Origin of the sequence: Micromonospora arborensis, assembly GCF_003205615.1 — a bacterium.
GTDB lineage: Bacteria > Actinomycetota > Actinomycetes > Mycobacteriales > Micromonosporaceae > Micromonospora > Micromonospora arborensis.
Map to the genome: position 1 here is coordinate 42452 of NZ_PYBV01000022.1, position 12846 is coordinate 55297.

A 12846-nucleotide genomic window follows, 5' to 3' on the forward strand; every position below is an offset into this window, starting at 1 on the left:
TCGAAAACGGCCAATCGGCCGGACGGCGTGCACGGCCACCAGTTTTTAGAGGGAGATACACATGGCTCAGGGAACCGTGAAGTGGTTCAACGCTGACAAGGGCTTCGGCTTCATCACCGTCGATGGTGGGGGTGCTGACGTGTTCGTCCACTTCTCGGCCATCCAGACCAGCGGCTACCGCTCGCTGGAGGAGAACCAGCGGGTGGAGTTCGAGATCGCTCAGGGTCAGAAGGGCCCGCAGGCCGAGCAGGTCCGTCCCATCTGATTGTGCTGGCCGGCCCCCGCCGGCCAGTGGGACGATCCGGCCAGGGTCATTACAAAGCCCCGTATCCCGTCCGGGATACGGGGCTTTCCCCTGGGTCGACTGTGGACCGGCGGGTCAGCTTCGCCGACGTGAGCGCAGGCCGAGCCAGAGCACCACCAGCCCGGCCAACGCCACGAGCGGGCCGAGCACCGCCCAGATCTTCTCGTCGGTCATCACGCTGCCGCTGACGTACCCGAGGCCCTGCACCGTCCACACCGCACCGACCACGACGGCCAGCAGGCCGAGGGTGAGCGTAAGCCAGCCCTTCATCGCGTCCCCTCTCCGCCGCCCGGGGCGGCACGCCGCCCACCAGCATCGCTGGTCGGGCGGCGCGGTGCGAGCACCCCGGGTGCGCGGGTCACCACCGGTCGTGGACCTGCGGGCGGATCAGCTCGTCGTAGATCTCGCGTACGGCGGCCAGTTGACCGTCGGTGAGCGGAGACAGGGACGCCGCCGCGGCGTTGCGTCGGGCCTGGTCGGCGTCGCGGGCGCCGGGGATGACGACGGTGACGCCCGCCTGGTCGAGCACCCAGCGCAGCGCGAACTGCGCCATCGTGCGGTCCGCGTCGACAAGCGGGGCCAGCCGGCGTACGGCGGCAAGGCCCTGCTCGTAGTCGACCCCGGAGAACGTCTCGCCGACGTCGAAGGCCGCGCCGTGCCGGTTGTAGTTGCGGTGGTCGTCGGCGGGGAACTCGGTGTGCTCGTCGTACCGGCCGGAGAGCAGGCCGCTGGCCAGCGGCACCCGGGCGATGATGCCCACCCCGGCCGCCGCGGCTGCCGGCAGGACACGCTCGAGCGGCTTGTGGCGGACCGCGTTGAGGATGATCTGCACGCTCGCCACCCCGGGCCGGGCGATCGCGGTGAGGGCCTGGTCGCAGGTCTCGACGCTGACCCCGTACCCGGCGATGGCCTTCTCGGCGACCAGGGTGTCCAGACCGTCGAAGACCTCGTCGGAGGAGAAGACGGCGGTGGGTGGGCAGTGCAGCTGCACCAGGTCCAGCGTGTCCATGCCCAGGTTGGCCCGGGACCGGTCGGTCCACTGCCGGAAGTTGGCCAGGGTGTACGACTCCGGCAGCTGCTCGACGCGGCGGCCCATCTTGGTGGCGACGGTGAGCCCGGCGTCGGGTCGGGAGCGCAGGAAGCGGCCGATCAGCTGCTCGCTGCGGCCGTCGCCGTACACGTCGGCGGTGTCGAGGAAGGTGACCCCGTCGTCCACGGCGGCGGCGAGCACCGCCATCGCGTCGGATTCGCTGACGGTGCCCCAGTCGGCACCCAGTTGCCAGGCGCCCAGGCCGACCGCTCCGACGGTCCGGCCGAGCCGGTTGAAGCTGCGCTGTTCCATGCCCCGAGCCTAGTGATCGGGTTGCGGACCCTGCCAGGCGAGCCGTACCTTTCAACAAGACGGACGTACGGTTTGGAGGCGACCATGTGGGATCCGACGACCTACCTGCGCTATGGCGACGAGCGATCCCGGCCGTTTCACGACCTGGTCGCGCGGATCCCGGCCGAGCGGCCCCGGACGGTGGTCGATCTCGGCTGCGGCCCCGGGCAGCTCACCGCCACCCTCGCCGAGCGCTGGCCGGAGAGCCGGGTGCTCGGCCTGGACTCCTCGCCCGAGATGATCGACCGGGCCGCGGCTCTGCACGCTCCCGTCGACTTCACCGTCGCCGACCTGCGCGACTGGCGCCCCACCGGCGACGAGGACGTGGTGGTCAGCAACGCGGCGCTGCAGTGGGTGCCCGGCCACCAGGAGCTGCTGCGCCGCTGGGCCGCCGAGCTGCCCGCCGGCGCGTGGCTCGCCATGCAGGTCCCCGGCAACTTCGCCGCACCCTCGCATCGCGCGTTGCGCGAGGTCGCCGACCTGCCGACCTGGCGGGCCGAGGTCGCCCCGCTGCTGCGCGCGGACCCGGTCGACGACCCGGCCGACTACGCGGCGCTGCTGACCGCCGCCGGCTGCGCGGTGGACGCCTGGGAGACTACCTACGTGCACCTGCTGCCGGCTCGGCCCGCCGCCGAGCACCCGGTGTTGACCTGGATGGAGGGCACCGCGCTGCGCCCGGTCCGGGCCGCGCTGGACGCCGCCGGCTGGTCCGCCTTCCGTGCCGAGCTGGGGGTACGGCTCACCGCCGCGTACCCGGTGCGGCAGGGTCAGGTGTACTTCCCGTTCCGCCGCGTCTTCGTCGTCGCCCGCACCGGCGACCGTGCCCAGGAGAACCTGTGACCGACCTGCCCACCTTCATCGCCGGCCTGCCCAAGGTGGAGCTGCACGTGCACCACGTCGGCTCCGCCTCGCCCCGGATCGTCGCCGAGCTGGCTGCCCGCCACGAGGGACGCACCCCCGTGCCGGCCGACCCGGAGGCGCTCGCCGCCTACTTCGAGTTCCGCGACTTCGCACACTTCATCGAGGTCTACCTGAGCGTGGTGGACCTCATCCGCGACCCCGAGGACGTCTGGCTCCTCACCCACGAGGTGGCCCGGGAGTTGGCCCGCCAACAGGTCCGGTACGCGGAGCTGACCATCACCCCGTACTCGCACGTGCGTCGGGGCATCCCCGCACCGGCGTTCTGCGAGGCGATCGAGGACGCCCGCAAGCGCGCCCTGGCCGACTTCGGGCTCGAACTGCGCTGGTGCTTCGACATTCCCGGCGAGGCAGGTCTGCCCGCGGCCGAGGAGACGCTGCGCATCGCCCTGCAGGAACGCCCGGAGGGGCTCATCAGCTTCGGCCTGGGTGGCCCGGAGATCGGCGTTCCCCGGCCCCAGTTCCGGCCCTACTTCGACCAGGCCCGTGCCGCCGGGCTGCGTTCGGTGCCGCACGCGGGGGAGACCACCGGGCCGCAGACGATCTGGGACGCCCTCAACGAGCTGGGCGCCGAGCGGATCGGGCACGGCATCTCCGCCGCCCAGGACCCGGAGCTGCTCACCTACCTGGCCGAGCGGCAGATCGGAATGGAGATCTGCCCGACGTCCAACGTGCGAACCCGGGCCGTGGCCAACCTCGACGAGCACCCGCTGCCCCGGCTGGTCGAGGCCGGGCTGCTGGTCACCATCAACTCCGACGACCCGCCGATGTTCGGCACGACCCTCAACGACGAGTACGCGGTGGCGGCCCGCCTGCTCGGGGCCGGTCCCGAGGGTCTGGCCGGGCTGGCCCGCAACGCGGTGACCGCGTCGTTCCTCGACCCCGCCGACAAGCAACGGATCGCGGCCGAGATCGACGCGTACCTCGCTGTCGCGGGCTGAGCCGGCTGGGCTCGTTGCCGCGGGCGGCTGGGCTCGCTGTCGCGGGCTGGCCCGGCTGGGCTCGCTGTCGCGGGCTGAGTCGGGGAGCAGGGCGCGCGGCGGGAGGGTGGGTGTGGGGGGACCTGAAACTCCCGCCGCGCGCGCGGCTCCACCGGCCGTGGGTGGGTGGAGCGCTTGGCCGGTGGAACTGTTGGGGTTCTTGCTCTGATCCTGTCAGCCCGCGACCGGTCAAACGCGTTCGTTAACCGGGATCTAAGGAAGACTTGCGGCGGCGCACAGCCCGGGCCGGCGCCCGGTCAGTCGTCGGCGGGGCGCTGGCGGGGCCAGCGACGTCCGGCGACCTTCGTGTCTCGGGCGTCGCGTGCCATCCGGCCGACCAGACCGAATCGGCTGACCTGCCGCGGCGTCGCCTCCGGGTCGGCGAGCAGCATCACCACGCTGGCCCCGCCCAGCCGGGCGCGGTCGATGCTCACCGAGCCGTTGGCCTGCAACGCCACCCGCTTGGCGATGTCCAGGCCGAGCCCGGTCGAGCCCTGGTCACTGGCCCCCCGGCGCAGCGCCCGGTCCGGGTTCGTGATGCCGGGGCCGGCGTCGTCGATCCGGATCGCCACGTAACCGTCGCGCCGGGACACGGCAACCTCGAACGCGGTGCCCTGCGGGGTGTAACGGAAGACGTTGCCGATCACCGCGTCCAGCGCGGCGGCCAACTCGGCCCGGGGCACCGGCGCCGGAATGCGGAGTTGCGCGCCGTTCACCCGGTGCGGCCGGTTCTGGTCGCCGGCCAGCGCGGCCCAGAACACCATCCGGTCCCGGACCACCTCGCTGACGTCGCACATCGCCGGCCCGGCCTCGTGCGCCACCGCCTTACGGGTGGTCTTGATCAACACGTCGATCTCACCCTCCAGGGTGACGATCGCCTGCCGGATCCGCCGGATGCCGCGTAAGCGGTCCAGCTCCGCCGGACTGAACGAACCCACACTGGTGTCGTCGGACTCCAACGCCTCCGCGTCCAACCGCAACACGGTCAACGGGGTACGCAGACGATGTGACAGGTCGGCGACCAACTCCCGCTCATCGGTGCGGGCCGCGTCCAGCCGGTCAGCCATCCGATTGAAGGCGTACCCGGCCTCGGCCAACTCGCGGGGACCGGTCGGCTCGACGCGTACCCCCAGGTCGCCGTCACCGATGGAGAGCGCGGCCTTGACCAGGCCTCGGGTCGAGTCCACCGCGCGGGCGGCGACCCGGTCGACCACCAGCACCGCCGCGCCGGCCAGCGCCGCGCCGACCGCGAACAGCAACAACCAGGTGCCACCGGCGCCCTCGCCGAGCGTCGAATCCGGGAGGAACACCTCGACCACCGCCGCCCGGTCACCGAGGACTACCGGATCGAGCCGGACCACACCCCCGTCGACGTCGACGACCAACGAGCGTCGGTCGGCACGGGCCCGGTCCAGGTCACTGCCGCTGGCCCGGCCGGCGGACTCGTCCAGCCCCAGCCCGTACACCACCGGCCGGGTCGGGGCGCCCTCGGCGCTCGCCACCACGGCACGCTCGACGACCGCCGGGTCGGTGCTCACCGCCAGCGCGCCGGTCACCAGCGCGCTGCGCCGGGCCGCGTCGGCGATCGCCTCGTCCCGGCTCTGCGCACGCAGGCTGAGCCCGAGCGGGATCAGGAACGCGAGCGCGACGAGACTGCACATACCGGCCGTGAGCAGGGCCAGCGCCGTCCTCAGTCCGGTGCTACCAGCCGGAACCCCACCCCCCGCACGGTGCGCAGGTAACGCGGCTTCGCCGCGGACTCGCCCATCTTTCGGCGGAGCCAGTACAGGTGAACGTCGATGGTCTGATCCTCGCCGACCGATGGCTGCCGCCATACCTCCTCCAAGAGTTCCCGGCGGGACACTACCCGCCCAGGTCGTGCGGCGAGATACGCCAACAGGTCGAATTCCTTGCGGGTCAGCGCCAGCGGCTCCCCGTCGAGCTGGGCGCTGCGCTCGCCCACGTCCACCCGTAGCCCACCGACGCTGTGCACCGCCGGCTGGACCGTCCGGCTGGCCCGGCCGGCCCGGCGCAGCACGGTGGTGATCCGCGCGTCCAGGTGCGCCCCGGTGAACGGCTTGACCATGTAGTCGTCGGCGCCGGCGCGCAGCAGTTTGACCACCGACTGCTCGTCGTCACGGGCGGTGGCGATGATGATCGGGACGTCGGTGATGCCGCGCAGCATCCGCAGCGCGTCCGAGCCGTCCAGGTCGGGCAGGCCGAGGTCCAGCACCACCAGGTCGGGTGTCTCCGCGGCGACCCGCCGCAGGGCGTCCAACGCCGTACCCACGGCATGCACGGCGTGCCCCCGGTCGGTGAGGGACCGCAGCATCGCGCCACGTACGACGTGATCGTCTTCGACCAGGAGCACGGAGGCCACGACAAGACCGTACTTTGCCTGGCAAGTTGATCGCGTTGCGACGTGCCTGGCGAGCGGGCAAGCTGGTACGGCGATGTCCTTCACCCTGTTCGTCGATGCCCGCCTCGCGCTCGCCCGGGACAGCCTCGCCGGTCTCTCCACCGGCGACGCGCTCGGCGCGCAGTTCTTCCTGCCGGGGCCACCGCCCGCGGATCTCGCCACGGGCGCGTTGCCGCCGGCACCCTGGGAGTGGACCGACGACACCGAGATGGCCTGCTCGGTCCTCGCCGAGCTGGCCGACTCCGGCGGCATCGACCGGGACCGGCTGGCCCTGGCCTTCGCCGAGCGGTGCGACCCCCGGCGCGGCTACGGTGCCGGCGCGATGCTGATCCTGGGGCTGATCCGCACCGGCACCCCGTGGCCGCTGGCCGCCGCCTCCGCCTTCGACGGCCAGGGCTCCTGCGGCAACGGCGCGGCGATGCGGGTCGGGCCGCTGGGCGCGTACTTCGCCGACTCGACCGCTCGTGCCGCGGCGCAGGCCCGCGCCTCGGCCGAGGTGACGCACGCGCATCCGGAGGGGATCGCCGGCGCTGTCGCGGTGGCAGTTGCCGCCGCGCTGGCCGCCCGCGCCCGCCTCGACGGGCACCGCCCCGCCCCGGAGCGGCTGCTCGCCGGGATCGCCGCCGCGCTGGACCCGGGCACCGAGGTGTACCGGAGTGTGAGTCGGGCGGCCGGGCTGCTCGGTCGGCCACTGCCCCGGGTCGTGGCGGCGCTCGGCAACGGCTCCCGGGTGACCGCCCAGGACACCGTCGGGTTCACCCTCTGGGTGGCCGCCACCCACCTCGACGACTATCCGGCGGCGATCCAGACGTGCGTACGGGCCGGCGGGGACATGGACACCACGGCCGCCATCGCGGGAGCGGTGGTGGCCGCGTACACCGGCGTCGGCACTCCCGCAGGGGTGCCCGAGGCGTGGCTGGCCGCCCGCGAACCGTTACCCACCTGGCTACCCTGACCGCCGTCCCGTCGGGGCGGTGTCGTCAGGTCGGCCTGCGTCGCCGCGTCGCCGCGCGACCGTGATCCACTCCGTATCGCCGAGGTTGGGGTATCCGGGCGGCTGGATACGCCAACATCGGCGATATTGAGTCGATCATGCCGGGAAGATCGCGGGGCCGCGGCGGCGGCCGTTGATCAGCCGACGCGGACGGGAGTGCCCACCTCGGTCGGCTCCGGGTCGGAGACCGGGTCAGTGACGGGCGCGGTCAGCGCCGAATCGGCAGCCGGCGACGTGCCCGTCTCGGGCAGATCGGCTTCTCCGCCGGTCACTCCTTCTCCGCCGGTCACCCCTGCTTCACCGGTCACCCCTCGGTCGGCGGTCACGCCTTCGCTGCCGGTCACCTCGGCGAGCGCTGCGTCTTCGGCCGGGTCGCGCCGGCGCCACCGACTGACCAGCCAGCCGATCGCCGCGCCGCCGCCCAGCCCGGCCAGCAGGCCGGCGGCCAGCATCCCGTCGGCGTTGCCGGATCCGCCGTCCGCCCCGTCGGCCGGTGCCGCGTCGACACCGGTGTCCGCACCGGCCAGCGCACCGTCAGCCGGGGCGTCGGCGGCTGGCGCACCGGCAACCGGGGCGCCATGGCCGCCGTGCCCGACCGGACCGGCCGCGCCAGCGGCCGCCGGCAGCAGGGTGAGCACCGGGGCCCGGTGCGCTCCGGTGGCGTCCGCCCACCGGATCACCGTGCCATCGGTGTACGTCTGGACGACCTCGAAGGTGAGCCGCTCCGCCTGGGGCATCGGCCCCATGGACAGCGCCAGCCGGGCCGGCCCGGGCTCGCTCTCGCCGACCCGGACCCAGGTCACCGCGGTGGTCACCGTGCTCACCCCGGTGGAGTGGAGACCGGCCACCGGTTGATCCAGGGTGCGTGAGCTGATCCGGGGTGCCCAACCGTTCACCGACATCGGGTAGACCTCGGCGATCGGCGCGTCGGCCGGCATCCGGACCTCGATCTCGCGGGTCTTCGTGCCGGCCCGCTCCTCCGGCACGGTGAACTCCAGGCGTACGGCGTCGCCCTGCCGAGCCTCGGCCGGAGTGGTCGTCACGTCCGCGGCGTGCGCCAGGCCGGGCCAGAGCAGCAGCCCGGCGGCGGTCAGCGCGGTCACCGCCGCGATCCGCCGACGACGTCCACCGCCGTGCGTGCTCGCCATTCTGTGCCCCCATCCGTGTCGACGCGGCCGGCACCGGTTCCGGCCACACCCGGTAGTTCGGCTGCGAGGCGCGAAAGGTTCAACGTCGGCGGTAAGGAGGTGCCCTTCCGGGTCGGGGGCGGGCCGACCGATAGCATCGGCAGGAGCCGAGGATCGGCACCGTTTCGTACCGCTTGGAGGAGTCACCGTGTCCGCACCCCGTACCCCCGCCGTGGCCGACCCCGTCGTCGTCGCCGCCGGGACCACGGCGGCCGACGCGGTGGCCGCGGCCGGACTGCCCGCGAACGGCCCCAAGGCGATCGTGGTGGTCCGCGACCCGCAGGGTCAGCTGCGTGACCTGGACTGGGCGCCGGCCGAGGAGACCGTCGTCGAGCCGGTCAGCCTGGATTCGCCGGACGGGCTCAACGTGCTGCGCCACTCCACCGCGCACGTGCTCGCCCAAGCCGTGCAGGACATCTTCCCCGAGGCCAAGCTGGGCATCGGCCCGCCCATCGAGAACGGCTTCTACTACGACTTCGACGTCGACAAGCCGTTCCAGCCCGATGACCTCAGCAAGCTCGAGAAGCGCATGCAGGAGATCATCAAGTCCGGGCAGCGGTTCCGTCGCCGCCGCTTCGGCAGCCTGGACGAGGCTCGCTCCGAGCTGGCCGACGAGCCGTTCAAGCTGGAGTTGATCGAGGTCAAGGGCGAGGGCCTGGACACCGACGAGGTGATGGAGGTGGGCGGCGGCGAGCTGACCATCTACGACAACCTCGACGCCAAGGAGGACAAGGTCTGCTGGTCGGACCTGTGCCGTGGGCCACACCTGCCGACCACCCGCCTGATCGGCGCGTTCAAGCTGATGCGTTCGGCCGCCGCCTACTGGCGCGGGTCGGAGAAGAACCCGCAACTGCAGCGGGTGTACGGCACCGCGTGGCCGACCCGCGACGAGCTCAAGGCGTACCTGAAGCTGTTGGAGGAGGCCGCCCGACGCGACCACCGCAAGCTCGGCGCGGACCTCGACCTGTTCAGCTTCCCCGACGAGATCGGCTCCGGCCTGGCGGTCTTCCACCCCAAGGGCGGCATCATCCGCCGGGAGATGGAGCACTACTCGCGGCGGCGGCACGAGGAGGCGGGGTACGAGTTCGTCAACACTCCGCACATCACCAAGGCGCAGCTGTTCCAGACCTCCGGTCACCTGCCGTACTACGCGGACACCATGTTCCCGCCCATGCAGTTGGAGGGCGCGGACTACTACCTCAAGGCGATGAACTGCCCGATGCACAACCTGATCTTCAGGGCGCGCGGGCGGTCGTACCGGGAGCTGCCGCTGCGGATGTTCGAGTTCGGCACCGTCTACCGGTACGAGAAGTCCGGCGTCGTGCACGGCCTGACCCGGGTCCGTGGCCTGACCCAGGACGACTCGCACATCTACTGCACCCGCGAGCAGATGGCCGGTGAGCTGTCCACGCTGCTCAGCTTCGTGCTGGACCTGCTGCGCGACTACGGCCTGGACGACTTCTACCTGGAGCTGTCGACCCGGGACGACTCGCCCAAGTTCATCGGCGACGACGCGGACTGGGCCGAGGCGACCGAGGCGCTGCGGACCGCCGCCGGGACCTCCGGCCTGGAACTCGTGCCCGACCCGGGTGGCGCGGCGTTCTACGGGCCGAAGATCTCCGTGCAGGCGCGGGACGCGATCGGCCGGACCTGGCAGATGTCCACCATTCAGATCGACTTCAACCAGCCGGAGCGGTTCGGGCTGGAGTACCAGGCCGCCGACGGCAGCCGGCAGCGGCCGGTGATGATCCACCGGGCGCTGTTCGGGTCGATCGAGCGGTTCTTCGGGTTGCTCACCGAGCACTACGCGGGCGCGTTCCCGGCCTGGCTGGCGCCGGTGCAGGTGGTGGGCATCCCGATCCGCGAGGACCACACCGACTACCTGCACGGCTTCGTCGCGGCGCTGCGTGCCGAGGGCATCCGGGCGCAGGTTGACGCGGGTGACGACCGGATGCAGAAGAAGATCCGCACGGCCCAGCAGCAGAAGATCCCGTTCATGGTGATCGCCGGTGACGACGACGTGGCCGCCGGCACGGTGTCCTTCCGCTACCGCGACGGCTCGCAGCGCAACGGGGTGCCGATCGCCGAGGCGGTGACCCACGTCCTGGACGTGGTCAGCTCGCGGACCAACATCGGCCCGTCGGCCGCCGCGGAGTAGCCGGAACGTGCAGCGACGAGTTTCCCGACGGCGGGTGTCGCGGCCCGGCTGGGTGGCTCCGTAGGATCGGCTCGTGACAGGGGCGGAACGGCACACGGACATCGACGGCATGGCGGACGGCCTGGAGCGGCTCTGGACGCCGCACCGGATGACCTACATATCCGGCGAGGACCGCCCGGCCGAGGGTTACGAGAAGCCCACCGGATGTCCGTTCTGCCGGGCACCGAAGCTGCCGCCGGAGGAGAGCCTCGTGGTGGCCCGTGGCGAGCACGTCTTCGTGGTGCTCAACCTCTACCCGTACAACCCGGGGCACCTGCTGGTCTGCCCCTACCGGCACGTCGCCGACTACACCGACCTGGACGTGCCGGAGACCACCGAGTTGGCGTCGTACACCCAGACCGCCATGCGGGTGATCCGCAAGGTGAGCAACGCGCACGGCTTCAACCTGGGCATGAACCAGGGCGGGGTGGCCGGGGCCGGCATCGCCGCCCACCTGCACCAGCATGTGGTGCCGCGCTGGGGCGGCGACGCGAACTTCATGCCGGTGATCGGCCGCACGAAGGTGCTGCCGCAACTACTCGGCGACACCCGCGACCTGCTCAGCCGCGCCTGGCCGTCCTGACCGCCGTCCGCGTTGCGCGCCGTCCGGGTCGCGCGGTTGCCGGTTCGCGGCGCGGCGTCCGCGCCGGTCGGGTCAGTCGGCGCGCAGCAGCGGGGTCAGCTCCGGCCAGCTCTCCACCCGGTGTACGCGAGGCAGCAGCGCGGCGTGTGCGGCCAGCTGCGCCGGGCGGGGCCGGAACAGGAAGCGGTGCGGCACCGAGTCGAGGTAGCCGAGCACCTCCAGCTTGTCGTCCACGAAGTGGGTCAGCCCGAGTCGTCGGGCGATCGGCGCCTTGTCCGGTCGGGTGCGGCAGAAGTGCACCCGCTGCTCGGGGATGCCGGTGCGCGCCGGAAAGTCGTGGTGGGTCAACCACTCCCGGGTGCGCAGCTCGGTGGACTGCCCGCACTTGGACACCAGGTGCACCTCGTCGAACGCCGGGCCCACCGCCGCCAGCGCCTCGAAAGCCCCGTCGACGACGGGGGTGCGCAGGTAGTTCGCGCCGAAGAACGACGTGTCGGCGTCCTCGTCGGCCGGCTCGATGATCACGCCCCCGATATCCACACCCAGCCTCCGCATGCCGGCGATCATGCCGCATCGGCAGGTCGACGCACACCCGGGTTTCCGCCCCGGATCGGCTACGCCCCGACCCGGCGAAGTGGCACGATCTGCCGATGGCAGTCACGACACGGACGTTGGGGCGCAGCGGCATCGAGGTCAGCGCCCTCGGCATGGGGTGCTGGGCGATCGGCGGGCCCTGGGCGGAGGGCTCCCAACCGCTGGGCTGGGGCGCGGTCGACGACGACGAGTCCGTGCGGGCGGTGCGGCGGGCCCTCGACCTGGGCATCACCCTCTTCGACACCGCCGACACGTACGGCGCCGGGCACGGTGAGCGGGTGCTCGGCCGGGCGCTCGCCGGTCGCCGGGACGACACCGTGATCGCCACCAAGTGGGGTTACACCTTCGACGAGTCGAGCCGGCAGGCAACCGGGGAGGACGCGTCGCCCGCGTACCTGCGGCGGGCCGTGACCGCCTCGCTGCGCCGGCTCGGCACCGACCGGATCGACCTCTACCAGTTGCACCTCGCCGATCTGCCGGTGCCGCGTGCGCAGGCGTTGGTCGGCACCTGCGAGGACCTGGTCGCCGAGGGGCTGATCCGGGCGTACGGGTGGAGCACTGACCGACCCGACCGGGCCGCCACGTTCGGGCACGCCGCCGCCGGCGCCACCGCCGTGCAGCACACCCTGTCGGTGCTGCGGGACGCCCCCGAACTGCTCGCCGTCTGCGACAAGTACGACCTGGCGAGCGTCAACCGGGGGCCGCTGGGGATGGGCCTGCTCACCGGCAAGTACTCGGCCGGGTCGATCCTGCCCCGCGACGACGTGCGCGGGCTGGCCCCGGGCTGGTTGGAGTGGTTCCGTGGCGGCCGGCCGGCACCGGAGTGGCTGCGCCGGGTCGCCGCGGTCCGCACCGCGCTCACCGCCGACGGGCGCAGCCTCGCCCAGGGTGCGCTGGGCTGGATCTGGGCCCGCAGCGGTCGCACCATCCCGATTCCGGGCTGCCGTACGGTCGCGCAGGTCGAGGAGAACGCCGCGGCACTGCACCGGGGGCCACTGCCAGCGGATCAGTTCACCGAGGTGGAGCGCCAGTTGGCCGCACTCCGTACGGCCGCCCTCCGCGACGCCGACCGCCCCCACTGGCCCCCTCCCACGCACCCCTCCATCCACCCCTGAATGGGGCATCGGCACCCGTCCGGGTCCGTGCTGCCATTCCGTTCCCGACTCGGGTGCCCACCCCACCTGTGCGTGCGGCCTCCTGTAGAGCTGCCCCGTATCTGGGGCGGCGGCCTGGTTGGGTCGTGGTGGGGTGTGAGGCTGCGGTGCGCCTGGGGCGGTGGCTTGGGGCGG

At 72.6% G+C, this 12846-nt stretch carries 13 protein-coding genes; 7 read left to right on the plus strand and 6 right to left on the minus strand.

Annotated elements, in window-relative coordinates:
* Window positions 1-61 precede the first annotated feature (61 nt).
* Window positions 62-265 (plus strand): cold-shock protein, encoded by a 204-nt coding sequence (locus C7C45_RS18630; RefSeq protein ID WP_030338233.1) that lies wholly within the window; start codon window positions 62-64, stop codon window positions 263-265.
* A gap of 114 nt (window positions 266-379) precedes the next feature.
* On the opposite strand, the gene C7C45_RS18635 is transcribed toward C7C45_RS18630, so the two are convergent.
* Window positions 380-574 (minus strand): hypothetical protein, encoded by a 195-nt coding sequence (locus C7C45_RS18635; protein WP_110564954.1) that lies wholly within the window; start codon window positions 572-574, stop codon window positions 380-382.
* Window positions 575-662: 88 nt separating this feature from the next.
* Window positions 663-1646: an aldo/keto reductase gene (locus C7C45_RS18640; RefSeq protein ID WP_110564955.1), complete on the minus strand. Its 984-nt coding sequence runs from the start codon at window positions 1644-1646 to the stop codon at window positions 663-665.
* Between the two features lie 84 nt (window positions 1647-1730).
* Between C7C45_RS18640 and C7C45_RS18645 the strand changes: the two genes are divergently transcribed.
* Entirely contained in the window at window positions 1731-2525 is a 795-nt protein-coding gene (locus C7C45_RS18645; protein ID WP_110564956.1) for a trans-aconitate 2-methyltransferase, read from the plus strand.
* The gene (locus tag C7C45_RS18650; protein WP_110564957.1) at window positions 2522-3544 is read left to right on the plus strand and encodes an adenosine deaminase; all 1023 of its coding nucleotides are present in this window, start codon (window positions 2522-2524) and stop codon (window positions 3542-3544) included. The genes C7C45_RS18645 and C7C45_RS18650 overlap by 4 nt, the downstream gene beginning before the upstream one ends.
* 296 nt (window positions 3545-3840) lie before the next feature.
* Here the strand turns inward: C7C45_RS18650 and C7C45_RS18655 are convergent, their stop codons facing one another.
* A complete protein-coding gene (locus tag C7C45_RS18655; protein WP_208641214.1) occupies window positions 3841-5244 on the minus strand; it encodes a HAMP domain-containing sensor histidine kinase in 1404 nt (467 codons plus the stop codon).
* 29 nt (window positions 5245-5273) lie between these two features.
* Window positions 5274-5963 (minus strand): response regulator transcription factor, encoded by a 690-nt coding sequence (locus C7C45_RS18660; protein WP_030489108.1) that lies wholly within the window; start codon window positions 5961-5963, stop codon window positions 5274-5276.
* Between the two features lie 73 nt (window positions 5964-6036).
* On the opposite strand from C7C45_RS18660, the gene C7C45_RS18665 reads away from it, so the two are divergent.
* A complete protein-coding gene (locus C7C45_RS18665; RefSeq protein ID WP_110564958.1) occupies window positions 6037-6957 on the plus strand; it encodes an ADP-ribosylglycohydrolase family protein in 921 nt (306 codons plus the stop codon).
* 176 nt (window positions 6958-7133) lie between these two features.
* On the opposite strand, the gene C7C45_RS18670 is transcribed toward C7C45_RS18665, so the two are convergent.
* A complete protein-coding gene (locus tag C7C45_RS18670; RefSeq protein ID WP_110564959.1) occupies window positions 7134-8144 on the minus strand; it encodes a DUF1775 domain-containing protein in 1011 nt (336 codons plus the stop codon).
* Between the two features lie 187 nt (window positions 8145-8331).
* On the opposite strand from C7C45_RS18670, the gene thrS reads away from it, so the two are divergent.
* Both thrS and C7C45_RS18680 read left to right on the plus strand, forming a co-directional pair.
* Complete coding sequence (thrS, locus tag C7C45_RS18675) at window positions 8332-10341, plus strand: threonine--tRNA ligase (RefSeq protein ID WP_110564960.1); 2010 nt, start codon at window positions 8332-8334, stop codon at window positions 10339-10341.
* A 109-nt stretch (window positions 10342-10450) separates the two neighbouring features.
* Window positions 10451-10963 (plus strand): HIT family protein, encoded by a 513-nt coding sequence (locus C7C45_RS18680; RefSeq protein ID WP_208641219.1) that lies wholly within the window; start codon window positions 10451-10453, stop codon window positions 10961-10963.
* A gap of 72 nt (window positions 10964-11035) precedes the next feature.
* On the opposite strand, the gene C7C45_RS18685 is transcribed toward C7C45_RS18680, so the two are convergent.
* Entirely contained in the window at window positions 11036-11518 is a 483-nt protein-coding gene (locus C7C45_RS18685; protein WP_244200438.1) for a hypothetical protein, read from the minus strand.
* A gap of 95 nt (window positions 11519-11613) precedes the next feature.
* Between C7C45_RS18685 and C7C45_RS18690 the strand changes: the two genes are divergently transcribed.
* Window positions 11614-12672 (plus strand): aldo/keto reductase, encoded by a 1059-nt coding sequence (locus C7C45_RS18690; protein ID WP_110564963.1) that lies wholly within the window; start codon window positions 11614-11616, stop codon window positions 12670-12672.
* Window positions 12673-12846 lie beyond the last annotated feature (174 nt).

Bases quoted from the DNA above. Each gene is read 5' to 3' on its own strand.
- C7C45_RS18630 (WP_030338233.1), top strand. From the start codon at position 62: ATGGCTCAGGGAACCGTGAAGTGGTTCAACGCTGACAAGGGCTTCGGC.
- C7C45_RS18635 (WP_110564954.1), bottom strand. From the start codon at position 574: ATGAAGGGCTGGCTTACGCTCACCCTCGGCCTGCTGGCCGTCGTGGTC.
- C7C45_RS18640 (WP_110564955.1), bottom strand. From the start codon at position 1,646: ATGGAACAGCGCAGCTTCAACCGGCTCGGCCGGACCGTCGGAGCGGTC.
- C7C45_RS18645 (WP_110564956.1), top strand. From the start codon at position 1,731: ATGTGGGATCCGACGACCTACCTGCGCTATGGCGACGAGCGATCCCGG.
- C7C45_RS18655 (WP_208641214.1), bottom strand. From the start codon at position 5,244: ATGTGCAGTCTCGTCGCGCTCGCGTTCCTGATCCCGCTCGGGCTCAGC.
- C7C45_RS18665 (WP_110564958.1), top strand. From the start codon at position 6,037: ATGTCCTTCACCCTGTTCGTCGATGCCCGCCTCGCGCTCGCCCGGGAC.
- C7C45_RS18670 (WP_110564959.1), bottom strand. From the start codon at position 8,144: ATGGCGAGCACGCACGGCGGTGGACGTCGTCGGCGGATCGCGGCGGTG.
- C7C45_RS18680 (WP_208641219.1), top strand. From the start codon at position 10,451: ATGGCGGACGGCCTGGAGCGGCTCTGGACGCCGCACCGGATGACCTAC.
- C7C45_RS18685 (WP_244200438.1), bottom strand. From the start codon at position 11,518: ATGCGGAGGCTGGGTGTGGATATCGGGGGCGTGATCATCGAGCCGGCC.
- C7C45_RS18690 (WP_110564963.1), top strand. From the start codon at position 11,614: ATGGCAGTCACGACACGGACGTTGGGGCGCAGCGGCATCGAGGTCAGC.